The 22,929-nt window shown below is 68.1% G+C and carries 23 protein-coding genes and 1 pseudogene; 8 read left to right on the forward strand and 16 right to left on the reverse strand.

The features are described from left to right. Positions 1-79: 79 nt before the first annotated feature. On the forward strand, positions 80-874 hold the full coding sequence (locus tag AC5Y5E_RS01960; RefSeq protein ID WP_499901304.1) for a universal stress protein: 795 nt from the start codon (positions 80-82) through the stop codon (positions 872-874). Positions 875-903: 29 nt separating this feature from the next. Here AC5Y5E_RS01960 and AC5Y5E_RS01965 read toward each other — a convergent pair. From AC5Y5E_RS01965 to AC5Y5E_RS02030, 14 genes and pseudogenes are all read right to left on the reverse strand, one after another. After that, positions 904-2,206 (reverse strand): annotated as a pseudogene (locus tag AC5Y5E_RS01965) (HNH endonuclease signature motif containing protein). An 88-nt stretch (positions 2,207-2,294) separates the two neighbouring features. Next, positions 2,295-2,663, reverse strand: coding sequence for a SpoIIAA family protein (locus AC5Y5E_RS01970; protein WP_499901305.1), 369 nt, complete (start codon positions 2,661-2,663; stop codon positions 2,295-2,297). Next, positions 2,660-3,544 (reverse strand): universal stress protein, encoded by an 885-nt coding sequence (locus AC5Y5E_RS01975; RefSeq protein WP_499901306.1) that lies wholly within the window; start codon positions 3,542-3,544, stop codon positions 2,660-2,662. Before AC5Y5E_RS01975 ends, AC5Y5E_RS01970 begins: the two co-directional genes overlap by 4 nt. Then, positions 3,532-4,080 (reverse strand): GNAT family N-acetyltransferase, encoded by a 549-nt coding sequence (locus AC5Y5E_RS01980; RefSeq protein ID WP_499901307.1) that lies wholly within the window; start codon positions 4,078-4,080, stop codon positions 3,532-3,534. Before AC5Y5E_RS01980 ends, AC5Y5E_RS01975 begins: the two co-directional genes overlap by 13 nt. A gap of 58 nt (positions 4,081-4,138) precedes the next feature. Further along, a complete protein-coding gene (locus AC5Y5E_RS01985; protein ID WP_499901848.1) occupies positions 4,139-5,791 on the reverse strand; it encodes a sensor histidine kinase in 1,653 nt (550 codons plus the stop codon). 250 nt (positions 5,792-6,041) lie between these two features. After that, positions 6,042-6,713 carry a response regulator gene (locus tag AC5Y5E_RS01990; RefSeq protein WP_499901308.1) on the reverse strand — a complete coding sequence of 224 codons (672 nt, stop codon included), beginning with the start codon at positions 6,711-6,713 and terminating at the stop codon, positions 6,042-6,044. A gap of 59 nt (positions 6,714-6,772) precedes the next feature. Then, positions 6,773-7,603: a universal stress protein gene (locus AC5Y5E_RS01995; RefSeq protein ID WP_499901309.1), complete on the reverse strand. Its 831-nt coding sequence runs from the start codon at positions 7,601-7,603 to the stop codon at positions 6,773-6,775. A gap of 11 nt (positions 7,604-7,614) precedes the next feature. Further along, complete coding sequence (locus AC5Y5E_RS02000; protein ID WP_499901310.1) at positions 7,615-8,385, reverse strand: universal stress protein; 771 nt, start codon at positions 8,383-8,385, stop codon at positions 7,615-7,617. An 87-nt stretch (positions 8,386-8,472) separates the two neighbouring features. Beyond that, the gene (locus AC5Y5E_RS02005; RefSeq protein ID WP_499901311.1) at positions 8,473-9,465 is read right to left on the reverse strand and encodes a 1-phosphofructokinase family hexose kinase; all 993 of its coding nucleotides are present in this window, start codon (positions 9,463-9,465) and stop codon (positions 8,473-8,475) included. Between the two features lie 25 nt (positions 9,466-9,490). Beyond that, the gene (locus AC5Y5E_RS02010) at positions 9,491-11,539 is read right to left on the reverse strand and encodes an erythromycin esterase family protein (RefSeq protein ID WP_499901312.1); all 2,049 of its coding nucleotides are present in this window, start codon (positions 11,537-11,539) and stop codon (positions 9,491-9,493) included. A gap of 4 nt (positions 11,540-11,543) precedes the next feature. After that, a complete protein-coding gene (locus AC5Y5E_RS02015; protein WP_499901849.1) occupies positions 11,544-11,978 on the reverse strand; it encodes an Hsp20/alpha crystallin family protein in 435 nt (144 codons plus the stop codon). 114 nt (positions 11,979-12,092) lie between these two features. Next, positions 12,093-12,335 carry a hypothetical protein gene (locus AC5Y5E_RS02020; RefSeq protein ID WP_499901313.1) on the reverse strand — a complete coding sequence of 81 codons (243 nt, stop codon included), beginning with the start codon at positions 12,333-12,335 and terminating at the stop codon, positions 12,093-12,095. A 1-nt stretch (position 12,336) separates the two neighbouring features. Further along, complete coding sequence (locus AC5Y5E_RS02025; RefSeq protein WP_499901314.1) at positions 12,337-12,606, reverse strand: DUF1918 domain-containing protein; 270 nt, start codon at positions 12,604-12,606, stop codon at positions 12,337-12,339. Next, the gene (locus tag AC5Y5E_RS02030; RefSeq protein WP_499901315.1) at positions 12,603-13,589 is read right to left on the reverse strand and encodes an Acg family FMN-binding oxidoreductase; all 987 of its coding nucleotides are present in this window, start codon (positions 13,587-13,589) and stop codon (positions 12,603-12,605) included. The genes AC5Y5E_RS02025 and AC5Y5E_RS02030 overlap by 4 nt, the downstream gene beginning before the upstream one ends. 176 nt (positions 13,590-13,765) lie before the next feature. On the opposite strand from AC5Y5E_RS02030, the gene acsA reads away from it, so the two are divergent. The 7 genes from acsA (at position 13,766) to AC5Y5E_RS02065 (ending at position 20,636) form a co-directional block, all read left to right on the forward strand. Continuing rightward, the gene (gene acsA, locus AC5Y5E_RS02035) at positions 13,766-15,565 is read left to right on the forward strand and encodes an acetate--CoA ligase (RefSeq protein WP_499901316.1); all 1,800 of its coding nucleotides are present in this window, start codon (positions 13,766-13,768) and stop codon (positions 15,563-15,565) included. Between the two features lie 50 nt (positions 15,566-15,615). After that, positions 15,616-16,593 carry a pyruvate dehydrogenase (acetyl-transferring) E1 component subunit alpha gene (gene pdhA, locus AC5Y5E_RS02040; RefSeq protein ID WP_499901317.1) on the forward strand — a complete coding sequence of 326 codons (978 nt, stop codon included), beginning with the start codon at positions 15,616-15,618 and terminating at the stop codon, positions 16,591-16,593. Further along, complete coding sequence (locus AC5Y5E_RS02045) at positions 16,590-17,579, forward strand: alpha-ketoacid dehydrogenase subunit beta (RefSeq protein WP_499901318.1); 990 nt, start codon at positions 16,590-16,592, stop codon at positions 17,577-17,579. The genes pdhA and AC5Y5E_RS02045 overlap by 4 nt, the downstream gene beginning before the upstream one ends. After that, positions 17,576-18,790 carry a dihydrolipoamide acetyltransferase family protein gene (locus tag AC5Y5E_RS02050; protein WP_499901319.1) on the forward strand — a complete coding sequence of 405 codons (1,215 nt, stop codon included), beginning with the start codon at positions 17,576-17,578 and terminating at the stop codon, positions 18,788-18,790. The genes AC5Y5E_RS02045 and AC5Y5E_RS02050 overlap by 4 nt, the downstream gene beginning before the upstream one ends. A 6-nt stretch (positions 18,791-18,796) precedes the next feature. Further along, complete coding sequence (locus AC5Y5E_RS02055; protein WP_499901320.1) at positions 18,797-19,051, forward strand: acyl carrier protein; 255 nt, start codon at positions 18,797-18,799, stop codon at positions 19,049-19,051. 111 nt (positions 19,052-19,162) lie between these two features. Further along, the gene (locus AC5Y5E_RS02060; RefSeq protein WP_499901850.1) at positions 19,163-20,140 is read left to right on the forward strand and encodes an Acg family FMN-binding oxidoreductase; all 978 of its coding nucleotides are present in this window, start codon (positions 19,163-19,165) and stop codon (positions 20,138-20,140) included. Positions 20,141-20,201: 61 nt separating this feature from the next. Then, complete coding sequence (locus AC5Y5E_RS02065; RefSeq protein WP_499901321.1) at positions 20,202-20,636, forward strand: pyridoxamine 5'-phosphate oxidase family protein; 435 nt, start codon at positions 20,202-20,204, stop codon at positions 20,634-20,636. A 1-nt stretch (position 20,637) separates the two neighbouring features. On the opposite strand, the gene AC5Y5E_RS02070 is transcribed toward AC5Y5E_RS02065, so the two are convergent. Continuing rightward, the gene (locus AC5Y5E_RS02070; protein ID WP_499901322.1) at positions 20,638-22,017 is read right to left on the reverse strand and encodes a bifunctional lysylphosphatidylglycerol flippase/synthetase MprF; all 1,380 of its coding nucleotides are present in this window, start codon (positions 22,015-22,017) and stop codon (positions 20,638-20,640) included. Positions 22,018-22,065: 48 nt separating this feature from the next. Then, on the reverse strand, positions 22,066-22,908 hold the full coding sequence (locus AC5Y5E_RS02075; protein WP_499901323.1) for a slipin family protein: 843 nt from the start codon (positions 22,906-22,908) through the stop codon (positions 22,066-22,068). Positions 22,909-22,929: the final 21 nt, after the last annotated feature.

The following is a 22,929-nucleotide window of genomic DNA, read 5'->3' on the forward strand; positions in this document are numbered from 1 at the left end:
GTCGAACGACCCTGCCGAAAAGGTAGGTCGCGCAATAACGTCTGCGATTGGCGGCCCGGCCGCCGGATCGGGAGGAATCATGGACCAGACGCAAACACCGGCCAAGATCGTGGTAGGCATCGACGGCTCAGAAGCCGCCGTCAACGCCGCGAAATGGGCCCTTACGGAGGCGATAGGCCGCAACATCGCGCTGCGGCTGGTCCAGGCCGTGCCCGATCGATCCGGCGATTCGACAAGCATGGAGGTCCAGTACGCGCAGGGGGCGCTGCGCGACGCCGATGCAGCGCTGCAGGCCATGGGCAAGCCGGTCAAGGTCGAATGCGACATCGTGCGCGGGTCGCCGGAGGGCGTCCTGATCGACGAATCACGAAGCGCTGCCATGGTTTGCGCGGGTTCCGTGGGGATCGGACGCGTCGCTCGCAAGCTGCTCGGCTCGACCGTCGACGCCGTCGCCCGAAAGGCCCAATGCCCGGTCGCGGTCGTACGGGCCGACGGCCAGGAGGCGGAACCGGGATGGGTGGCCGTCGTCGTCGACGATTCGCCGGCCAACGATGCCGTGCTCGAGCTCGGCTTCCACGAGGCGCGGCTGCGTGGAGCACCGATCCTCGCGCTCGGGGTTTGGCGGTGGGGCCTGGGCGAGATCCCCTACCGCCAGCTCGAGCAGCGGCTTCGCCAGTGGGTATCCCGCTATCCCGAAGTGCATGTCATGCCGGCCGCCGCGAGGCGCGGGCCCGCCGAATTCCTCGCTCACACGCAGGAATCCGTCCAGCTGGCGGTGGTGGGCAGCGAGGACGCCGACAAGGTGTCGCAGATGATCGGCCCGCCGGGACAATCCGGAGCCGCCGGGTGTTCGGTGCTGGTGGTGCGCGACTGAGGCCAGCGCCTCGCGAAAACTGCACGGCGTCAAACGGGTTCGTCGTCGTCGGTGTCGCGGAGGAATCGTTCGGGGTGGTGAAAGCTGTTGGTGCGGGGTTGTCCGCGTCGTGGGGGTACCTCCCGCTTGCGGGGGAGTGTGGTGGGGGTAGCCATTCGGTTTCGCCGCGGGCGTTGGTGCGGGTGGTCCAGCCTTGTTCGGCGAGGCGGTTGTCGGGTCCGCAGGCCAGGGTGAGGTCGTCGATGTCGGTGCGGCGGGTGGTGTTCCAGCCGGTGACGTGGTGGACCTGGCTGTGATAGGCCGGGGCGTCACAGCCCGGTTTGGTGCAGCCGCGGTCCCTGGCGTGGAGCATGATTCGCTGTGCCGGGCTGGCCAGGCGTTTGGTGTGATAGAGCGCCAAGGGCTTGGCCTGGTCGAAGATGGCGAGGTAGTGGTGGGCGTGGCCGGCCCAGCGGATCACGTCCGACATCGGCACCAGGCTGCCGCCGCCGGTCAGCGCCTTGCCGGTGGCTGCCTCCAGCTCCTGCAGCGTGGTGGTCACGATGATGGACACCGGTAACCCGTTGTGGGTGCCCAGCTTGCCGGAGGCGAACAGGGCAAGCAGCCCTGCGAGGAAGGCGTCGTGGTTGCGCTGGGCGCCGGTTCGGGTGTCGCGGCGCACCGCCTGTTCGTCGGGTGTCTCGTCGACGACCGGGTTTTCATCGTCGGGGTTGCACGCGCCGGGGGCGGCCAGCTTAGCCAACATCGCCTCGATCGCGGCCCGCAATTCGGGAGTCACCAGCCCGCTGATACGTGACATGCCGTCGAATTCCTGGTTGCCCAGCACGATGCCGCGTTTACGGGCCCGCTCGGCGTCGCTGAACTCGCCGTCGGGGTGCAGCCAGTCCATGATCCGGCGGGCGTACTTGGCCAACTCGTCGGGACGGTAGTGGCGGGCCTTGTCGGCCAGGTCGGCCTCGGCGGCTTCCCGGGTGCCCGGGTCGACCTCGGCGGGCAGGTGACCGAAAAAACTGCGGATCACCCGCACATGCCCGTCGCCGATCAGCCCCTCGCGTTGGGCGGTGGCGGTCGCGGGCATGAGCGGCGGCAACGACTCACCCGTGAGGGCGCGGCGTTCACCTAAAGTTCTTCGGCGCTGGCTTGGACGCCGACCTGATTGATCAGCGTGTGCTGCGGGGCGCGCAGCCCGCGCGCGAAGGATTCCAGTTGTTCTAGGGCCGAAAGTCGTTCCGGGGTGGTCAACACGTCAAAGGACAAATCGCGCAGCCGTTTCAGATTCCCCTTGAGATCGTCGAACACCTCGACGATCTCCTCACGACTGCCCGAACCCATACCCCAAGATTAGGAACACCCACCGACAAGAATCCCAGATTTGTGACGCCTGAAACCACGGTGACACAAGGGATTACGAATAGACCGCCTAGGCGGCGGCCCACTCCTTGGCGCGGTCAAGTTCGTCGAGCCCGAACACGGCGAGCTCGCCGGGCATCATCCAAGCGACCGCGTGCATCACATGGCCGACCCAGTCCTTGTCGGACACCACGGCGATCCGCTTGAAGTCCGAGTAATGCGTGAAAAGCATGCCGAACCCGAGCTTGAGGTCCTCGGCGAACCCGCCCGGCCCGAAGCCCTCGTAATCGGGCGCGATGACCTCCACGATCCTGATCTCGCCTTTTTTGAGCATCTCTTCCATCTCGGGCTTGAAGTGGCGTAGCTCGTCACCACGCAGCCGGCCCGACACACGGATGCCGGTCACCCCTTCCGGCATGTCCTCCAGCTGTTCGATCATCGATTCTCCTCACGGACAACAATCACGGGAACCTTCGCCGATTGCGCGACGGCCGAGCCCACCGACCCGAGCAGCATCCCGGGAAACCCGCCGCGCCCGCGGCTGCCGACCACCACCAGCTGGGCCCGCTCGGACTCCTTGAGCAGCCAGTGGGATGGCTTGTCGCAGAAGAGCAATCGCTCGACCTGCACATCCGGATACTGTTCCTGCCAGCCCGCCAGGCGTTCGGCGAGGATCTCCTGGCCCTCCCGCTCGCGGTCGTGCCAGTCCATCCCCAGCACCGGGAACACCGCGACGTCGCTCCACACGTGCAGCGCGCGCAGCCCGACGCCGCGGCGCGACGCCTCGTCGAAGGCCAGGGCGGTCGCCGCTTCCGACGCGGGCGATCCGTCGATGCCCAGCAGCACCGGCGCGTCGGCGTCCGCGGGGACATCGGAGTGGATGACCGCGACCGGGCAGTGGGCGTAGTGCACCAGCCCCGTCGTGACCGAGCCCAACAGCAAGCGGCCCATCGCGCCCAGGCCCTGGCTGCCGGCGACGATCATCAACGCGTCTTTCGAAGCCTCGATCAATGCCGGCACGACGCCGGAATAGACCGTCTCGGTGCGTGTTTCGGGTGGCTGTGCGCCCGCCAGGGCCGCGCTCAGCGTCTTGCGGGCCTGATCGATGACGTGCCGTGCGTCGTCTCGCTGCCACTCGGGCATCTCGTCGTACAACTGGCCCACCGGCCAGCCGACCACCACCGGTGCCACCGCGTGCATCAACGTGAGGGGCAGCTTGCGCATGATGGCCTCGCGCGACGCCCAGGCGACGGCGGCATCGGATGCCGGCGAACCGTCGACGGAGACCAGGATCCCGAATTTTTTTGTCACGCCAGACATTTCGCGTCCTCGTCGTCGAAGTCGGGCAGTTCGATCTCGAGGTGCCGGACGGATCCGTACTCCGCGGGCTCGCACCGCCAGCCGAGGTCGAACACGACCATCAGCATCAGGTGGTTCTCGCTCAGCACGTCGGCGACAAAGTGCCCGATTCGCCGGCCCCGCGCGATCCGGGCCAGGTGTTTGAGCAGGGCCGTTCCCACACCGAGCGAATGATCTTCGTGCGCGACCACGATCGCGAACTCGGCGGCCTTCGGGTGCTCGCGCACGACGGTGTAGTTGGCCACGCCGATCAGCCGGCCCGCGTCGAACGCCCCAAGCGCGTACCGGCCGGGGGCGGGTGTGGTCAGCTCGTCGACGACCTCGTCGAGCTGGACCGGCTGGAGCGTGAAGAAGCGGTAGTAGCGGTCGTGATCGCTGAGGTGTTGATGCAGATCCATGACGGCCTCCGCGTCCCCGGCGCCGAGTGGCCGCAACGACACGACACGTCCGTCGAGCAGTTGGACCGTGTCCGCGGCTTCCACCGCCCGATCGCTCATGATCCATGACGCTATTCGGATCTGGCGCCGCTCGGCAGGGCCGTTAGACCCCAGCCCGTTAGCCGTCGGTCAGCGGGGCGATCCAGTGGACGCGGGCGCCACCCTCCGGTGGATTGGTGACCTCGCAGGTGCCGCCGAGTTGTTCGGCGCGGTATTTCATATTGGCCAGCCCGCTGTTGCGGACGTTGTCGGCGGGGATGCCGCAGCCGTTGTCGCTGACGTCGAGGATGAACATGTCGGCGACGTCGACCTCGACGGTCAGCCGCGACGCACCCGAGTGGCGAAGGCAGTTGCTGACCGCCTCCGCGGTCACCGCCTCAGCGTGCTCGGCGAGTTCGCCGTCGACCGCGGTCATCGGCCCGTGCAGGCGCATCGTCGTGACGATCTCCCGATTTTGGGTGAGGTCGGCAACCACCTGCTGGATCCGCTGCCGGAAGTCGGCGCCCTTCCCCAACGGCGATTTGAGCTGGAAGATCGTCGTTCGGATCTCCTCGATGATGGTCTGCAGATCGTCCAGGGTGCGGTTCAGGCGCTCGGCCACCTCCGGGGAACGGGACCGGGCCAGCGTGCCCTGCAGGTCCATGCCGGTGGCGAACAGCCGCTGGATGACATGGTCGTGCAGGTCGTGGGCGATGCGCTCGCGTTCGGCGACGATGGTCAGCTGACGCGAGTCGTCCCGCGCCGCCGCCAGGACCAGGGCTATCGCGGCGTGGGTGGCGAAATCGCTGACCAGGTCGAGGTAGCTCTCGTCGAACGGTGGCGCCTCCGCGCCGCGTGCGATCGCGATCACGCCCGCGACTTGGTCGTCGGTGCGCAGCGGCATCAGGATCGCGGGGCGCTGCCCGACATCGGTGAAGGCCTGGATCGGGTAGCGCAACGACTCGGTGATCATCGGTTGGCCGGTCCGGAAGACCTCGCCGCTGGAGGAACCTTCCACCGGGACCTGGCGGCCGATTACCTCGTCGGCGTGAACACCCACCGCGGCGGACACCACCAGCGTGTCGGTTTCGTCGTACGGCAGGTCCGCGTCGGCCGGGACGAGGACGATCGCCTGTTCGGCGTCGGTCAGCCTGCGCGCGCTCTCGGCGATCAACTGCAGAGGGCGGCGGTGCGGCTCGGTGGTGGACAGCAGCGCGGTCGTGATCTCGCGGCTCGCATCCATCCACTTCACCGACAGCCGCTCGCGCTCGAAGAGTTGGGCGTTGTCGATGCTGGCCGCGGCCGCGAACGCGAGCGCGCGGGCGGCCACCTCGTCGGACTCGGAGAACACCCGCGTCGGATCGACGTGGGTCAGGTAGATGTTGCCGAAGACGATCCCGCGGATGGTGATGGGCACCGCGAGGAAGGCGCGCATGGGCGGGTGGTGCGCGGGGAACCCGGCGGCGGCCGGGTGTGCGCTCATGTCGTCCACGCGCAGGGCCGGGGTGTCGAGGAGCGACAGGCTAAGCAGGCCCTTGCCCACCGGCAGGGGTCCGATGCGTTCGACGGTGTCGGCGTCCATGCCCTCGTGGATGAACCTGAGCAACGTGCCGTCGGGATCGCGGATGGCGAGCGCGCCGTAGGGGGCGGAGGTCAGCTCCCTGGCCGCGCCGATGACCCGGTGCAACGTGGCGTCGAGGTTATCGACGTTCGTGCCGATCTCGACGAACACGCGCAGCAGGTGCTCCATTTGATCGCGCGCCGCCAGCAACTCGTCCAGCTGCGCGTGCATCCTGGTCACCAGCCCACGCCGGCCTAGCCCGGCTAACGCCGAGCTGCGATCGTCGCCGTCGGCCACCCGACCTCATACCTCCACGACAACTCAGCCATGAGGCAGCTCTGCGTTGGCAAACAGCCAGTATCCGCGAAACGCGAAGATGCCACAGTCAGCTTAACCCCAAGAGGTCGGGCACCCAAGGTGAGCGGCCGGGTGGGTGTCGGGCCAGCCCGCGAACCGGGCGGCGACTGTGTCGAGCTGTCGGCTATCCCCGCGGGGCGTCCGGCGGCGCGGGCGGCCGCCCGGACCGTTGGTCCAGCTTGGAGGCGAACACGGCCGCCTGCGTCCGGCGCTCCATGCCCAATTTGGCCAACAACCGCGACACGTAGTTCTTCACCGTCTTTTCGGCAAGGAACATCCGGGCGGCGATCTGCCTGTTGGTCAAGCCCTCACTGAGCAGCCCGAGCAGCGTTCGCTCCTGTTCGGTCAGCCCGGAGAGCGGGTCTTCGTGTTCCGTCGTCCCACGAAGCTTTGCCATCAAAGCAGCGGCGGCCCGGTTGTCCAGCAACGACTTGCCGGCGCCGACCTCTTTGATCGCGTGGGCCAGCTCCATGCCCTTGATGTCCTTGACGACGTATCCGCTGGCGCCGGCCAGGATCGCCTCCAGCATCGCCTCGTCGGAGGTGAACGACGTCAACATCAGGCACCGCAGATCCGGATGGTCGGAGACCAGGTCGCGGCATAGTTCGATGCCGTTTCCGTCGGGAAGGCGGACGTCGAGGACCGCAACATCTGGCCGCAGAGCCGGAATTCTCGCTTTGGCCTCCGATACGGAACCGGCCTCGCCCACGATCTCCAGTTCGGGGTCCGACGCGAGCAGATCGGCAAGACCGCGGCGGACGACCTCGTGGTCATCGACGAGGAACACCTTGACCATTAAGAGCCCTTTCTGCAGCGACCGACTCTCAATATCGCACGTTTTCATTATCGCCCGCCTCACAAATGCTGTTGGTTGACGACCAACAGCGAGCAGTCGGCTTCTTGCAGCACCGCACTGCCGGCCGGCCCGAGGAGCTCCCTGAGCCGCCGACGGTCGCGGGCGCCGGCGATCACCAGCCCCACCGACCGCCGGTTGCAGGCCAGGTACTCGAGCAGGCCGCCGTGCACGGCCACCGACTCCACCCGCAGGTCCGGATACTGCCGCGTCCAACGGGCCAGCCGGCGATCCAGGTCGGCGAGGGCTCGGCGATCGCCCTCGGCCCCGCCCGGCCCCGTTTCTTCCGTCGTCCTTCGGCAGGTGATCGCCCGGATGGCGGCGTTGCGCAGCCGCGCCTCCGCGGCGGCGGCGCCCAGCAGGACGCCGTTGTCGGGCGACCCGTCCAGCTCGACGACGATGCCGTCCGGGCGGTGCGGGTGGTCGTCGCGGGCGCGAATTATCGCCACCGGGCAGTGTGCCGACATCGCCACGGCCGCGGCGGTGGAACCCACCCGGCCCGGCCGGAAGTGACGCAAGCCGACCGCGCCGACGCACACCATGGCCGCCGACGCCGACGCGCTGATCAGGCAGCCGATCGCCGGACCGTGGACCACCTCGGTTTCGATCTTTACCGGCTTGCCCGCGGCCTCAATTGCCTTGACCGCCTGGCGAATTGCCGCCTGGCCGGCGGCCTGCCCGCGCTCCTGCTCGGACTGCTCGGTCGCGCAGACCAGGCGCAGGGGGGCAGCACGACTCACCGTCTCGTCGATGGCCCAGAGCGCCGCCCGTATCGCCGCCTTCGAGCCGTCGATGCCGACCACGATCGACCGCGGCGTAGCCAATTCGTTCACGGACTGGCCCTCTAATGGCGGACCACGAGCACGGAGCAGTCCGGATAGCCCACGATCGGGTGGCAGTTCGGCGTGGACAGACCGGCGATCTCGGCGGCGTCGGCGCTCCCCACCACTGCCAAACTGACGGCGCCGCCCTGCCTCTCGCCGGTTCTCACGCCGGTGCCCGCGGCGACGGTCTGGACCTGCACGTCAGGGTAGCGCCGGACCCAGCTGTTCAGCCGCCGATCGATCTGTCGCACGGTCGCGTGGCGGCGCCGCCCCTGTTCCATTGCCTGATGTACGACCTCGTCGTTGTCCGGCTCGTCGTTGAGCACGACGGCGATCACGCCGAGATCGGTCGGCGACCCGTCGGGGTTGGTGCGGATGATCGCCACCGGGCATTTCGCTTCCGCGACCAACGCGGTGGCGGTCGGCCCCAGCAGGCCGTCGGACGCCCACCCGCGCCGGGAGGTGCCCACACAGATCAGCGCCGCGTCCCGCGATTCGTCGACCAACACTTTCCCGGGATCGCCCGAGAGGATTGCCGTTTCGACCTCGACCGGCTTTTTCGCCTGTTGGATGGCGCACTCCGCCTGGGACAGCGCCATCTCGGCGCGCTCCAGCTCCCACTCGGAGACGGGGTGGGCGCCCGTTTGCCCGTCCCGGCGAGGCACGACATACACGAGGCGCATGGGCAGCTGCCGGCTCAGCGCCTCGTCGATCGTCCACTTGGCGGCGTTGACCGCGGCTTGTGATCCGTTGACGCCCACCACCACCGACTTGGCGTCCAGCTCGTTCATGTCGGCTCCTGAAACGTTCGAGTCCTCAAATTCAGGCTCTCAAATAGGCTATTGCCGCGCCGCTCGTTACAGAGGGGTCGTTAGGCCTCACCTGGGTAGCCGTTCGTCATCTGCGAGGTCGCACGGTTCCGCCGATTGGGCGAACAACTTCTCCACGTCCGCCCGAAGGCAGGCGGCCGTGCCGGGCGTCATCAGCATCGCCGCCCCCGCCGCGATGCCCAGCCGAACGGACTTGACCAGCGGCCAGCCACGGGTGAGCCCGACCGTGATCGCCGCGACCATCGCGTCGCCGGCCCCCACACCGCTGCCGCCGGGCATCGGAATCGCCGAAAAGCGCTGGCTGGCATGCGCTGTCGCGAGGAGCGCGCCTTTCGATCCCAGGGACACCAGCACCGCTTCCGCGCGACCGTCGTCGACGAGTTCGTGTGCGGCGGCGAGTTGTTCGGCCTCGGTTTCTAGCGGGCGCCCGACGCATTCCCGCAGCTCTCGCACGCTGGCCTTGAGGAGGAACACGCCGGAGGAGACGTGTCGCAGGCCGCCGCCGGAGGTGTCGAGGATGAGGCGGGCGCCCACGTGCCGGCACATGTCGGCGACCCGCTGGTAGAAGTCGGTGGTCACGCCCGGCGGCAGGCTGCCGCTGGCCACCACGTATTCGGCCGACTTCGCCGTCATGCGCAGCTGCTCGAGGCAGTGCGCCTGTTCGCGCAGCGTCAGTTGCGGCCCCGGCAGGACGAAGCGGTACTGCTTACCGCTGCTGCCCTCGTTCACGGTGAAGCTCTCGCGCGTGGCCGCCCCGATGGGAACCTGCCAGAACGGCACGCCCTCGTCGGCAAGCAGCTTTGCGATCAAGCCACCGGTCGTGCCGCCCGCGGGGAAAACCGCCAGCACCGAGCCGCCCAGCTCGTGCGCGACGTGCGCGACGTTGATGCCGCCACCGCCCGGGTCGTAACGGGTTTCGGCGCAGCGCAATTTGTCGGTCGGGCGCACGACGTCGACGCTCGTGGTGATGTCGAGCGCCGGGTTCATGGTCAGCGTGACGATTTGCGGTCGGCTCGCAGGCGGTCGTGCCGGCGTCTGCATGTTCGTTGGCTCCGCTCGTCGTCAGTTATAGGCCGGAGGGGTACGTTTCCGGGGTTTCGCCGGCGATCCACAGGCTCGTCACCTCGAGGGGTTCGAGCGCCGTGGTGGTGTCGATGTGGATCATCGCGTCGAATTGGTCGGCCGGACGCACGTGGAAGTAATGGCTTTGCCGTTCCGTCTCGGGCCGGTAGATCACGCCGATGGCGCGTCCCAATCGAACCGTGCTGAGCGGATCCGCGGCCGCGGGACTGATGGCCGCCGACACCAAGAACGCGCCCCTGCCGGTCTCGTGCAGCAGTTCCTCGATGCTGCCATTGAGCGCCGGGCGCACCGCCTTTCGCTCGGCAACGCCGCCCCATTCGCTGGCGGCGGTCACCGTGCCGGAGTAGGTGCTGAACCCGATGAGGCGCGAATCCTCGCCGTATCGCTGACGGGCGAGTTGGCCGAGCGTGAGTTGCCCGTCGGCCCACACTTCGGTGGCCCGGGCGTCCCCGACGTGAGAGTTGTGGGCCCACACCACGATTCGGGCGGGGGGCACATCCTGTGCGTCCTGGTGGCGGTCCAGGTGATTCAACAGCGCCTCGAGGGTCTGCGCCATGTGCTTGTCGCGCAGGTTCCACGAGTTGACACGCCCACTGAACATCGCGCGGTAGTACACCTCCGCGTTGCGCACCGTTTGCGCGTTCTGCTGGGCGTAGAACAGCTCGTCCTCGGCCAGCAGCCCGTCCCTGCGCGCGTAGGCCAGCGCGTTGCGCTGGATCTCCACCAGCTGCTCGATCGCCTGATTTTCACAGGACGGGCCCGCACCGTACGCCGCCGCAAAGCCATACGCCTGACCGTCGTCGGCCGACGCGTGGTCGAAGCAGGCGTAGCGCTCGCGTGCCCGCGCCGCCGCCTTGGGGTCGATCTTGTCAAGGTAGGCGATCACCTCGTGCATCGACCGGTGCAGGCTGTAGAGGTCCAGGCCGTAGAAGCCGGCCTGCCGGCCGTTCGACTCGTGGAGTTTGTTGTGCGCGCGCAGCCAGTCGACGAACTCGCACACGACGGTGTTGCGCCACATCCAGGCGGGAAAGCGCTCGAACCCGCTCAGCGCGTCGTCGGCGCTCTTGTCGTCGCCCAGGCCGCGAACGTAGCGGTTGACCCGGTACGCGTCGGGCCAGTCCGCCTCGGCGGCGACGGCACAGAAACCCTTTTCCTCGATCAGCCACTTCGTGATGACCGCCCGAGCCTCGTAGAACTCGTGGGTCCCGTGCGAACTCTCGCCGATCAGCACGATCCGCGCGTCGCCGATCAGCTCCTCCAGCGTTTCGCGCGACGGGATGCCCTGCGGCGCATCGATGGCCACGCTGCCGATTACCTCGGCCGGTGTCCGGGCCGCTGCTTTGTTTGTCGATGCCCCGGTGGTCGGGGTGGCGAGCAGCCGCCGAACCTCGTCGTCGGTGACCTGGCGGAAATCCCAGAACGACTCGCCCACCGCATGGAAGGGGGTGGGCATCGACGCGCACACGACATCGTCGACCTGGCCGGCGAGTTCCCGGCAGGTGGATTCCGGCGCCGCCGGCACGGCGACCACGATGTGTGCGGGCTCGGCCTCGCGCAGCGCCTGCACGGCCGCGAACATGCTTGCGCCGGTGGCCAAGCCGTCATCGACGAGGATGACCGTCTTGCCGGTCACGTCGACGGGCGGCCGACCGTCGCGATAGGCCGCCTCGCGCCGGACGAGCTCGCGGCCTTCGCGCTCGGCGACGGCGCGCAGTTCCTGCGGTGTCATCCGCAGTCCCCGCACGACGTCGTCGTTGAGCACGACGCGGCCGCCGCTCGCCAGCGCCCCGACCGCAAACTCTTCGTGGCCGGGGGCCCCGAGTTTGCGCACGATGAAGGCGTCCAGCGGGGCATTTAGCGCGGCCGCCACCTCCCAGGCAACCGGGAGGCCGCCCCGCGCCAGGCCCAGCACGATCACGCCCGGCCGGTCGCGATAGGCGCCGAGGAGGCTCGCCAGTACCCGGCCCGCCTCGGCGCGGTCACGGAACACGCGCCGCGGGGCGCGGCGGGTGGCATCAGCTGCTCTGGTCATGGCGTCAGTCGGCCGTTCGTACCTGGACGCGCCGCTCGGTCGGCTTCGGCTCCGAAATGCCCACGGAGACAGTCAGGATGCCCTTGTCGTAGGTGGCCTCGATGCTGTCTTCGTCTGCGCCGGCCGGCAGGGACACGGTGCGGGTGAACGAGCCGTAGGAGAATTCCGAGCGGCCGTCGAAGTCCTTCTTCTCGCTGCGCTCGGCCTTGATGGTGAGCTGTCCGTCGCGCACCGTGATCTCGACGTCCTTGGCCGGATCCACCCCCGGCATCTCGGCGCGCACCACGTAGCGGCCGTCCTTCATCTCGTCTTCGAGCCGCATCACGCGGGCCTCGTAGACGGGGCGGAGTCCGGCCAACGGGGGGAAGCCGGCGAACAGCTCAGAGAACTCAGGGAAGAGCGACCTTGGCTGACGCCTAACAGAAAGGGTGCTCATGATGTCTCCTAGAACTCGACATTTGTGGCAGTTACGAGTCCATCCGACCAGTCCGGCGCGACCGCCGGTAGGGACGGAAGTCCCGGCGTCGCGGGCCGTTCGTCGGCTCCGTCCCCGTCAGTCGGAAAGCCGGGCCCGGGCGGCGATGTAGGCCATCACGCGATCGAGAATCAGGTCGTACGTGTCGCCGTCCTCGACGAGGCGGGCCAGCCCCTCACGACGAAGGAAGCCGTCGAGGCGTCGGTCCAGCGGCCAGTCGGCGTAGCTGTCGTCCGCGTACGGCGAACGCAGGAACTGCCAAGCGAGCGTATCGACGTCACCGTCGGTCAGCAGCGGCGGACCGCCTGGCAGAAGGGACATTTCAGTGGCCCTTAGCCTGGCCCGCTATGGCCGCCTGCATCGCGGCGAACCGCGACCGCGCTCTCTCGTCGGCGGCCCGCTGCTCGGCCGCCGTGACGACGATCGCGTCCGGGCCCGGGAACACGGTCGCCCGTTCGCCGGTGTCCAGCCACCGAACCAGGAACGGCGGCTCGCCGTCCTTCGAGGGCACCGCGGTGATCAGCCCACGCAGGTCCCGACGCCCGACCGTGCCGCCCTTGATCACCAGCCAGTCCCCGACTTCGGCCTTCATCGCCGGATCTCCAACACGTCGCTCATGGGCCGCCGCGGCGTCGGGCCGGGCGTCAGCCCGCCCTCGGGTTCGATGCCGACCCGGATCAAAACCTGGGGTACCGCGGCGGGATCGGCCGTGAGATCGGAAATGACGTCGCGACTGGATTGCAGCTCCGTGAGATGCGTTACCGGGCAGGTGGCCAGGCCGGCCATCGTGCACTCCAGCAGGATCGCCGAAAGCGCCTCGCCGCAATTGAGCGCATCGACCCGCGCGTCCCGGGGTGTGGACAACACCAGGATCTTCGCCTGGTCGTAGGTGCCGGCGGAACTGTGCTCGTCGGCCGGGTCGATGGGGAACCGGCGGTTGACGTCGACACGGCGGGCGTCCGATTCCGAGGTGAGCGCGCTGTCGGGGATGCCCTCGGCCTCCCGCAACGGCGATGTCCACCAAAGCAATTCATTCTGATAGGAATCGTCGTAGCGGCGCAGCGCATCGGTGAGCCGCGACGCCTCGGCCAACCGCGGGCGCGCATCGTCGGTCAGCACGTCGAGGGTCACCAACTCGTTGTCGAACGAGCTGCGCAACACCGCTTCCAGCGACGGCCAGCGACTCGGCGCGCGAAACGGCAGCCGGTTGGTCCGGCGACGCGGTATCGCGTCGGCGCGATCGCGCCTCGCCTGCGTCACACAGTCCAGGGAAGTGAAGTCGGCCGAGGCGAGGTGGTCGAGGTTGTTTGGGTTGGGGAACTGATCGACGTTGGTTTCCCAACCGGCCGCGGCCATCGCGACGCGAAAGTGATCGAGCGCCGCGCCGCAGCTGATGATCGCCTCGCGACCCGACCTGTCGGTCGCGGTGACCGTCCGGTGCGGGTCGACGAACAGATCGACGCTCGCGCTGCCCGCCACCCATCGCCACGGCTGAATGTTGTGCAGCGAGGGAGCCCGGCACGCCAGCTCCACCGCACTGGTGATCACACCGATATCCACCATCGTCTGGGTCATTGCGCACTCTCACTTCCTGTCCCACGTCGACCCTCGGGCATGCGCGCCTTTGGCCGCCAGGGTCCTTGGTCCCCGGGTCGTGAGTTGATGACTTTTGTCTCTATTGCGGCATCGCGGGCCGGGCAAACGATGAACATGCCCAGGCGACAGCGCAGGCCATACCGCAAGGATCCCTTATGGATGTCATCCACAAAACCCTCGAGGACTGCACCGTCCGCCCCAACCTCACCGAATACGAACGGGCGCGCGCGCGGTTCCACTGGTCCGACGTGCCGCCCTTGTGCGAGGGCATGGGGCCCGGCCGGTGCAACATCGCCTACGCCGCCGTGGACCGTCACGCCGAGGGCCCGACCGCGACGCGCACGGCGTTGCGATTCGCCACCGACGGGGGCTGTGACGGCGCGATCACCACCCGCGACCTCAGCTACGCGGACCTCGGCCGGTTCACCAAACGATTCACCAGCGCGCTGCGCTCGCTCCGCATCGGCAAGGGCGACCGCGTTTTCACGATGATGAACCGCTCGCCCGAGCTGTACATCGCGATGTTGGGCGCGCTGCGCAACGGCAGCGTCGTTTCGCCGTTGTTCTCGGCTTTCGGGCCCGAGCCGATCGCGACCCGGGTGAACATCGGGCAGGCCGACGTCCTGGTCACCACCGCGACGCTCTACCGGCGCAAGATCGCCAAGATCCGCGATCGGCTGCCGTCGGTGCGGCACATCTTCGTCGTCGACCAGGACGAGACCGCCGATCCCCCACCCGGAACGCTCAACTTCTGGAACTGGGTGGACGCCGCCGACGAGAACGCGCCGATCGCGCCGACCACCGCCGAAGACCCCTCGCTGCTGCACTTCACCAGCGGCACCACCGGGACCCCGAAGGGCGCCGTCCACGTGCACGGCGCCGTGGCGATGCACTATGTCACCGGCCTGTACGCGCTCGACCTGCATCCCGACGACACCTATTGGTGCACAGCGGATCCCGGCTGGGTGACGGGAACGTCCTACGGCATCATCAGCCCGCTGCTGCACGGGGTCACCTCGATCGTCGACGAGGCCGAATTCGACGCCCAGCGGTGGTATCAGATCCTGCAGGACCAGGGCGTGTCGGTGTGGTACACGGCGCCGACCGCGATCCGGATGCTGATCAAAGCGGGTCCGGAGCTGCCCGCGCAGTATCGCTTTCCGCGCCTGCGTTTCATCGCCAGCGTGGGCGAGCCGCTCAACCCCGAAGCCGTCTGGTGGGGAAAGCGGGTGCTGGGCTTGCCGATTCACGACAACTGGTGGCAGACCGAGACGGGCGGCATCATGATCGCCAACACGCCGGCGTTCGACATCAAGCCCGGCTCCATGGGGCGGCCGCTGCCCGGCGTGGACGCGTTCATCGTGCGCCACAACGACGACGGATCGACCACGGTCCTCGACGAACCCGACGTCGAGGGCGAGCTCGCGCTCAAGCCGGGCTGGCCGTCGATGTTCCGCGGCTATCTCAACGCGGAGGAGCGCTACCGCAACGCCTTCGTCGACGGCCTCTACCTGAGCGGGGATCTCGCGAAAAAAGACGCCGACGGCTACTTCTGGTTCGTCGGGCGCAAGGACGACGTGATCAAGTCCGCGGGGCATCTGATCGGCCCGTTCGAGGTCGAAAGCGCGCTCACCGACCACCCGGCGGTTGCCGAGGCGGCGGTCATCGGCATCCCCGACCCGACGGTCGGCGAAATGGTGAAAGCCTTTGTCACGCTTAAGAACGGCGTGGTCGGCGACGAGGACCTGCGCCTGGAATTGATCGGCCACGCGCGCAAGCGGCTGGGGGCCACCGTGGCGCCCAAGGAGCTCGAGTTCGTCGACGCGTTGCCGCACACCAGCAGCGGCAAGATCATGCGCCGGCTGCTGAAGGCCCGCGAACTCGGGCTGCCCGAGGGCGACACCTCCACCATCGAAAGACAACCCGACCACCACGCCGAGGGGGTGCCGTCATGACGCGCGCCAGTGACGATGCAGAGCGAAGCGATGAGGAGGAGCGGCGCCCGATGGACGGTGTGAAGCTGGCCCATGAACTGTTGTCGGACATGGTTCGGGTGCGCCGCATGGAGGAAAAATGCGCGGAGCTGTACAGCGCGGCCAAGATTCGCGGGTTCCTGCATCTCTACGTCGGCGAGGAGGCCGTCGCCGCCGGGTCGCTGCGCGCGTTGGCCGACGATGACGCGGTGGTCGCGACGTACCGCGAGCACGCACACGCGCTGCTGCGCGGGATCCCGATGACCTCGATCATGGCCGAGATGTTCGGCAAGCGGGAGGGCTGCTCGCGTGGCCGCGGCGGGTCGATGCACCTGTTCGACGCGGCCAAGCGGTTCTACGGCGGCAACGCGATCGTCGCCGGCGGCCTGCCGCTCGCGGTGGGCATCGCCCTGGCCGACTCAATGCTGCAGCAGAAGCGGGTGACGGCCTGCTACTTCGGTGACGGCGCGGTGGCCGAGGGCGCGTTTCACGAGTCGTTGAACATGGCCGCGCTGTGGCACCTGCCGGTGCTGTTCTGTTGCGAGAACAACCTTTACGCGATGGGCACCGCGCTGGACCGGGCGCAGTCGCAGACCGACCTCACCGTCAAGGCGGCGTCGTACCGCGTCCCCACCGTGGCCGTCGACGGAATGGACGTCGAGGCGTGCCATGTCGCCGCGCAGCAGGGCGTCGACCACGTCCGCGACACCGGCGGCCCGTTCTTCATCGAGTTCCGCACCTACCGGTTCCGGGCGCATTCGATGTTCGACCCGGAGCTCTACCGGGACAAGGGCGAGGTCGAACGCTGGCGCCAGCGCGACCCGATCCGGTCGTTCACCGACCGATGCCTGGGCGACGGCACACTGTCCGCCGACGACGTTCGGGAAATCGAGGATTCGGCCGTCGCCGAGATCGAGGCCGCGGTGGCGTTCGCCGAGGCGGGTACGTGGGAGGACGTGGCGGATCTCGAACGCGACGTGCTCACACCCACTGCGGAGGAGGCACGATGAAGACGGCGAAGACGACCTACCGGGCCGCCGTTCACGACGCGATTCGCGACGCGCTGCGCGACGACCCGCGCGTGGTGCTGATGGGCGAGGACGTCGGCCGGTACGGCGGGACATACGCGGCGTCCAAGGGTCTGCTGGACGAATTCGGACCGGAGCGGGTGCGTGACACGCCGCTGTCGGAACTCGGATTCGTCGGCATCGGCATCGGGGCCGCCCTCAACGGATTGCGCCCGATCGTCGAAGTCATGACCGTGAACTTCAGCCTGCTGGCGCTCGATCAGATCGTCAATACCGCTGCGGCCCTTCGCCATATGTCGGGCGGGCAGTTCTCGGTCCCGCTGGTCGTGCGCATGGCCACGGGCGCCGGACGCCAGCTCGCCGCGCAGCACTCGCACAGCCTGGAGCCGTGGTATGCGCACATCCCCGGCATCAAGGTGCTGGCGCCGGCGACCGTCGAGGATGCCTACGGCATGCTGGGCCCGGCACTGGCCGACCCGGACCCGGTGGTGATCTTCGAGCACGTCCAGCTCTACAACACCTCGTCGGACATCGAGGCCCTCGGCCCCACCGACATCTCCGGGGCGGCCATCCGGCGCGGCGGCACCGATGCCACCGTGGTGGCCTACGGCGGCTCGCTGTGGAAGGCGCTCGACGCGGCAAATGAGCTGTCGCTGGCCGGAATCGATTGCGAGGTAATCGATCTGCGGGTCCTGCGACCGCTCGACGAGGACACCATCCTGGAATCGGTGCGCAAGACGCATCGGCTGGTCGTCATCGACGAGGCGTGGCGCAGCGGCAGCCTGGCCGCCGAGATCACCGCGCGGGTGGTGGAGGGCGCGTTCTATGACCTCGACGCCCCCATCGCGCGGGTGTGCAGCGCCGAGGTCCCGATGCCGTACGCGAAGCACCTGGAGCAGGCGGCGCTGCCGCAAACCGCCCAGATCGTGGCCGCGGTCCAGAACCTGTTCGGCGAGCCGCAGCAATGATCGAGTTCAAGATGCCCGCTCTGGGCGCCGACATGGATGAGGGCACGCTCAACGAGTGGCTGGTGAAGCCCGGCGACAAGGTGACGCGCGGCCAGATCGTGGCGGTCGTCGAAACCACCAAGGCGGCGGTGGAAATCGAATGCTGGCAGGAGGGCACCGTCGGCGAGCTGCTCGTACCGGTCGGTGAAACCGTCCAAGTGGGAACCACTTTGGCGACTCTGCTGGCCGAGGGCGAGCGCGCCGAAAAGCGAAAGAAACAGCGGGCCCCGGTGAGCGACGAGAAACCGGCGGCGGCACCGGCCAAGACGCCCGTCGCCGTCCCCGCCGCCCCACAGCATCGTCGGTGGGTATCCCCGGCGGCTCGTCGCCTCGCGACGAGCCTGCACGTCGACATCGACGCGCTCGACGGCACCGGTCCGCAGGGCGCCGTCATCATCAGCGACGTCGAGCACGCCGCCGCCACAATCCAGCACGCCGCCGCGGTCCAGAAAGCGAAAGAACCGAAAGGCGGCGCGCCGAGCAAGAGCACGGCGGCCGACCGCGCGGCCGCGATGCGAAAGTCGATCGCCGCCGCGATGAGCCGGTCGAAGCGGGAGATCCCGCACTACTACCTCGCCGACGAGATCGTGCTGGAGAAGTCGCTGACGTGGCTGACCACCCGAAACGCGCAACGATCGATCGACGAACGCGTGTTGCCGGCCGTCCTGCTGTTGAAGGCCGTCGGCCTCGCCGCGCAGCGATTCGGCGAGTTCAACGGATTTTGGCGGGACGACGGGTTCGAGCCCGCGAACGGGGTCCATGTCGGCGTCGGGATCTCGCTGCGCGGCGGCGGCCTGGTCGCGCCGGCCATCCATGACGTCCCGGAGAAGAAGCTCGACGAGTTGATGGAAGACCTCACCGATCTCGTGGCGCGGGCGCGCTCCTTCTCGCTGCGAAGCTCGGAAATGTCGGACCCGACGATTACCGTCACCAACCTCGGCGACAAGGGCGTCGACACGGTCTTCGGCGTCATCTACCCACCCCAGCTGGCGATCGTCGGTTTCGGTCAGCCGGCCCAGCGGGTCTGCGTCATCGACGGCGGAATCCGGGTCGTGAGCACCGTCCAGGCGACGCTCGCCGCCGACCATCGCGCGAGCGACGGCCACCGGGGTGCCCTGTTCCTCACCGCGATCAACGAGCTGCTCCAGCAGCCCGACCTCTTGGAGAAGTGAGTGCAAATGACGACAACGAACGAAGACACCCGGGCGGCAGTCCTTTCCGTGCTGACCAGCATCGCCCCCGAGGTCGAGCCGGACGACATCAGCGACGACGTCCTGCTGCGCGATCAGGTCGACCTCGATTCAATGGACTGGCTGAGCTTTCTGCGCGGCATCCACCGGCAGCTGCACGTGGACATCCCCGAATCGGACTACGGATCGCTTCGCACGCTGGCCGACGTCGTCGGTTACGTCGAAAAGAACTCTTCTGCGTAGGCCTTTCGGCACCCGACCTGCCCCGCCGCCCGGGACAAATGACCCTGGCCACCAGCCGGGTTGCAGCCTACCGTGATGGCGAAGCGAAACTTCGGCAAGGAATTGGCGGCCATGAAAACGACCGTGGACACCCAGACTCTCAGCAAAGCGGTGCAGCTCGCGTGTAGGGCCCCGTCAGTGCACAACAGCCAGCCGTGGCGGTGGGTCGCCGAGGGCGGGGCTTTGCGACTGTTCGTCGACCGCGACCGGACGGTGCCGGGCACGGACCGCTCCGGCCGGGAAGCGATCCTCAGCTGTGGCGCCGCCCTGGATCACCTTCGGGTCGCCATGCTGGCCTCGGGTTGGGGCGCGGACGTCGAACGGTTTCCCAATCCCAATGACCCCGACCATCTGGCGACCGTCGAATTCCATCCCGTCGAGCACGTCACGCGCGCCCAGCGCGACCGCGCCAACGCGATCCTGCACCGCCGAACCGACCGGCTGCCGATGGGCGAGCCCACGTACTGGGACCTCTTCGAACCCGTGCTGCGCAGCACGGTCGACGAGGACCTGGTGACCCTCGACGTGCTCGGCGACCACGAGCGGCCCACGCTGGCCAAGGCCTCACAACTCACCGAAGCGCTGCGCCGCGACGACGCGACGTATCACGCCGAACTCGAATGGTGGACTTCGCCGTTCGCGGCGAACGCGGGCGTCCCGCCGAGCGCGCTGTTGTCCGGCAAGGAAATTGGCCGCGTGGACGTGGCGCGGGAATTCCCGGCGCGGACCGAGCAGGATCGGCGTCCCGAGGTCGCGGTGGACTGGTCGAAGATTCTGGTGCTGTCCACCCCCGAGGACACCAGGGCGGACGTGCTGCGGTGCGGCGAAGCGTTGTCGACCGTGCTGCTGGAATGCACGATGGCGTTCCTGGCGACCTGCACGCTGACCCACCTGATCGAGCTGGACGAAAGCCGCGACGTCGTGCGCGGCCTGCTGGACCACGACGGCCAGCCGCAGGTGCTGATCCGCGCCGGCATAGCGCCGCCGATGGAGGCGGTTCCGGCGCCGACTCCGAGACGAGCGCCGAAGGACGTGCTGCGGATTCGCTAGCTACACTTGCACGAACGGCCAAGCGGTTGAATGACTTTGACCTATCGCAGAAGGGTGGCTGATGTCCATAACCGATGACGGCGTGACGATCCTGCCGGAACACGAATGCTGGGACCTGATGTCCGGGGTCGCCCTGGGACGACTGGTCACCAGCGTCGACGGCCTGCCCGAGATCTTCCCCGTCAACTTCGTCGTCCAGCACAAGTCCATCCTGTTTCGCACCTCGGAAGGCACCAAGCTGGTCAGCACCGCGATCAACAACCGCGTGCTGTTCGAGGTCGACGAGCACAACGTCGCCGAGGGATGGAGCGTGATCGTCAAAGGCCGGGCGCGCTCGCTGCGCACCGACGAACAGATCCAGGAAGCCGAACGCGCGCAGCTACTGCCGTGGCTGTCCTCCGAGAAGACGCATTACGTGCGGGTGCTTCCCGACGCGGTCACCGGGCGCCGGTTCCGGTTCGGCCCGCCGCTGCTGGGCAGCCGCGACCGCGCCTGAGTCATCTCACCAGCCGGTGACGGCGCGGGCGCGGCAGGAACTCCAGCGACAGCAACACGGCCAGCGCGGCCGGGATGTGGTGGGCACACAAGACCACGTAGCGCCGCTCGGCCACGCAATGGAACTTGTAGAGGTAGCGGTACAGCGACTCGAGGCGGATCAACGGGTCCAGCAGGTGGATCAACCGGTACGCGGCCCGTTGCAGCGGCGTCGGGTCCGTTGCGTCGAAGATCTCTGGGAACGCGGCGAAAGCCAGCGAAAGACGCAGCGCCCCGGCGGCTTTCGCGTCGCTGATCATGTCCACGCTGAGCCGCTCGTCGACACCGTTCGGCGCGTCGGGGCGGCGAAACGGCGCGTCGAGGCTGACCTCCAGACCCGCGTCGGCGGTCGTGTAGCGGTGAAACGCCACCACCCGCCCGAACCGATCGCGCGCGATGGCCAGCTTGATACCCGGATAGCGGCCCTGCAGCGCGCCGTCGAGGTTCATGCAGAAGCCGCGTTCGGTGCGCGCCGCGCGATGCGCGGCGTACAGCACGTCGGTCAGCTCGGCGCTCAGCGCACTGTCGAGCTGTTGCTCGTCGACGATCCGCGTGGTGACGCCGCTGTTGCGGGTGCGCTGCACCGCCTGGCGCAGGTTGCGAAAGCGGCGCCCCGCCAACGTGAAGTGGGGGACGTCGACGACGACGTCGCGGCCGATCGGCACCGCGAGCATCCGCTGACCGACGACCTCGTTGCGCCACAGGCTCACGTGCCGCTCCCCGGCGGCCAGCACGATGACCTGCCATCCCCGGCTTCGGCATATCCGGACGAAATCTGCCACCAGCTCGTCGAATTGGGTGGCGTCGCCGATCGGGTCGCCGCTGACGACCGCGAACCCCAGCCGGGTGCGGTATGCGATCGCCGCGGAGTCGTCGGCGTTGAAGTGGTAACTCTTGCTCGAGTGCATGGCGAAGGGCGACAACGGATCCTCGCGGGTGGCGTCGACGAGCGGCCACACCCGGTCCAGCAGCTCCGGTTGCGGCTTCGCCGTCGTCGGCACGACGAGCGCGAGCCCACTGCCGGCGATGAGGAAGTTCCCGAGCACGCCGTACGAAAGGAAGTGAGCAAACACTCCGGCGCCTATCGCGGCGGCGGCGATCGTCGCATGTCCGGCGGTGACCGGCCGGCCAAGAAACACGCCGCGCGCGATAAATGCGGCCGAGGCGAGCAACGCCACCGACCAGCCGAACCTGCCGGGCGCCGCCCGATAGAAGCCCAGGTGTTCGCGCACCTCCAGCAGTATCAACCAGCCCAGGGCGCAGAGCAGGATCACGACGCTGCCGATGCGGGCCGCCGGAATATCGGCTCTGACCAGGACCCGTTCGCGACTGCGTGCCGCCACGCCGCTGCCGCTTCCCTGGTTAGTTCTCACGGCGTGCTCGCGCCACGTTCACTGCAGGGTCGCGGCATGGACCAGCTTGTCGTCGGCCAGTTCGACGGCTTGCCGGGTGGACCTCGAGGCGTCCGACTCACGGGTCAGGAAGGCGGTGAGTTCTCCGATCGCGGTCATCAGCGGGGCGGGGAAGACGATGGTCGTGTTCTTCTCCACCCCGAGTTCGAGCAGGGTCTGCAGGTTGCGCAGTTGCAACGCCAGCGGGTGCCTCATCATGGTGTCGGACGCATCGCCGAGGGCGGCCGCTGCCCGGGCTTCCCCTTCCGCGGCAATGATTTTGGCCCGCTTCTCCCGTTCCGCTTCGGCTTCGCGGGCCATCGCGCGCTTCATGCTGTCCGGCAGCTGGATGTCCTTGAGTTCAACCAATGTGACCTCGACGCCCCATTCCACGGTCGTGGTGTCCAGGATCTGACGAATGCTGCCGTTGATCTTCTCGGTCTGGGCGAGCACCTCATCGAGGGAATGCTGTCCGACAACGTTCCGCAGGGTCGTTTGCGCGATCTGGTCGATAGCGGCGTTGACGTTTTCGATCACGACGACTGCCTTGCGGGCATCGACGACGCGGAAGTAAGCCACCGCGGCGATGTCGACACTGACGTTGTCGCGGGTGATGATGCCCTGCGACTGGATCGGCATCGTGACGATGCGCATCGAAATCCGCCACAGGCGGTCGATGATCGGGATGATGAACCGCAAACCGGGTTCGCGCACCGCGATAACCCGGCCGAGCCGAAAGTGCACGCCACGCTGATACTGCTGCACCACCCTGATCGACGCGAGCGCCAGCAGCAGCACCACCACCAACCCGGAAACCGTCCAAATCGCTGCGATCTGGCTCATGACGACCACCTCTCCATCGCA

The organism is Mycobacterium sp. NGS54, assembly GCF_059812465.1.

What these genes read in the sequence shown, in the direction of transcription:
- AC5Y5E_RS01960 (WP_499901304.1), top strand. Translation starts at nt 80, where the DNA reads ATGGACCAGACGCAAACACCGGCCAAGATCGTGGTAGGCATCGACGGC.
- AC5Y5E_RS01970 (WP_499901305.1), bottom strand. Translation starts at nt 2,663, where the DNA reads ATGATCGAACAGCTGGAGGACATGCCGGAAGGGGTGACCGGCATCCGT.
- AC5Y5E_RS01975 (WP_499901306.1), bottom strand. Translation starts at nt 3,544, where the DNA reads ATGTCTGGCGTGACAAAAAAATTCGGGATCCTGGTCTCCGTCGACGGT.
- AC5Y5E_RS01980 (WP_499901307.1), bottom strand. Translation starts at nt 4,080, where the DNA reads ATGAGCGATCGGGCGGTGGAAGCCGCGGACACGGTCCAACTGCTCGAC.
- AC5Y5E_RS01985 (WP_499901848.1), bottom strand. Translation starts at nt 5,791, where the DNA reads ATGCACGCGCAGCTGGACGAGTTGCTGGCGGCGCGCGATCAAATGGAG.
- AC5Y5E_RS01990 (WP_499901308.1), bottom strand. Translation starts at nt 6,713, where the DNA reads ATGGTCAAGGTGTTCCTCGTCGATGACCACGAGGTCGTCCGCCGCGGT.
- AC5Y5E_RS02000 (WP_499901310.1), bottom strand. Translation starts at nt 8,385, where the DNA reads ATGAACGAGCTGGACGCCAAGTCGGTGGTGGTGGGCGTCAACGGATCA.
- AC5Y5E_RS02005 (WP_499901311.1), bottom strand. Translation starts at nt 9,465, where the DNA reads ATGCAGACGCCGGCACGACCGCCTGCGAGCCGACCGCAAATCGTCACG.
- AC5Y5E_RS02010 (WP_499901312.1), bottom strand. Translation starts at nt 11,539, where the DNA reads ATGACCAGAGCAGCTGATGCCACCCGCCGCGCCCCGCGGCGCGTGTTC.
- AC5Y5E_RS02020 (WP_499901313.1), bottom strand. Translation starts at nt 12,335, where the DNA reads ATGTCCCTTCTGCCAGGCGGTCCGCCGCTGCTGACCGACGGTGACGTC.
- AC5Y5E_RS02025 (WP_499901314.1), bottom strand. Translation starts at nt 12,606, where the DNA reads ATGAAGGCCGAAGTCGGGGACTGGCTGGTGATCAAGGGCGGCACGGTC.
- AC5Y5E_RS02030 (WP_499901315.1), bottom strand. Translation starts at nt 13,589, where the DNA reads ATGACCCAGACGATGGTGGATATCGGTGTGATCACCAGTGCGGTGGAG.
- acsA (WP_499901316.1), top strand. Translation starts at nt 13,766, where the DNA reads ATGGATGTCATCCACAAAACCCTCGAGGACTGCACCGTCCGCCCCAAC.
- pdhA (WP_499901317.1), top strand. Translation starts at nt 15,616, where the DNA reads ATGGACGGTGTGAAGCTGGCCCATGAACTGTTGTCGGACATGGTTCGG.
- AC5Y5E_RS02045 (WP_499901318.1), top strand. Translation starts at nt 16,590, where the DNA reads ATGAAGACGGCGAAGACGACCTACCGGGCCGCCGTTCACGACGCGATT.
- AC5Y5E_RS02050 (WP_499901319.1), top strand. Translation starts at nt 17,576, where the DNA reads ATGATCGAGTTCAAGATGCCCGCTCTGGGCGCCGACATGGATGAGGGC.
- AC5Y5E_RS02055 (WP_499901320.1), top strand. Translation starts at nt 18,797, where the DNA reads ATGACGACAACGAACGAAGACACCCGGGCGGCAGTCCTTTCCGTGCTG.
- AC5Y5E_RS02060 (WP_499901850.1), top strand. Translation starts at nt 19,163, where the DNA reads ATGAAAACGACCGTGGACACCCAGACTCTCAGCAAAGCGGTGCAGCTC.
- AC5Y5E_RS02065 (WP_499901321.1), top strand. Translation starts at nt 20,202, where the DNA reads ATGTCCATAACCGATGACGGCGTGACGATCCTGCCGGAACACGAATGC.
- AC5Y5E_RS02075 (WP_499901323.1), bottom strand. Translation starts at nt 22,908, where the DNA reads ATGAGCCAGATCGCAGCGATTTGGACGGTTTCCGGGTTGGTGGTGGTG.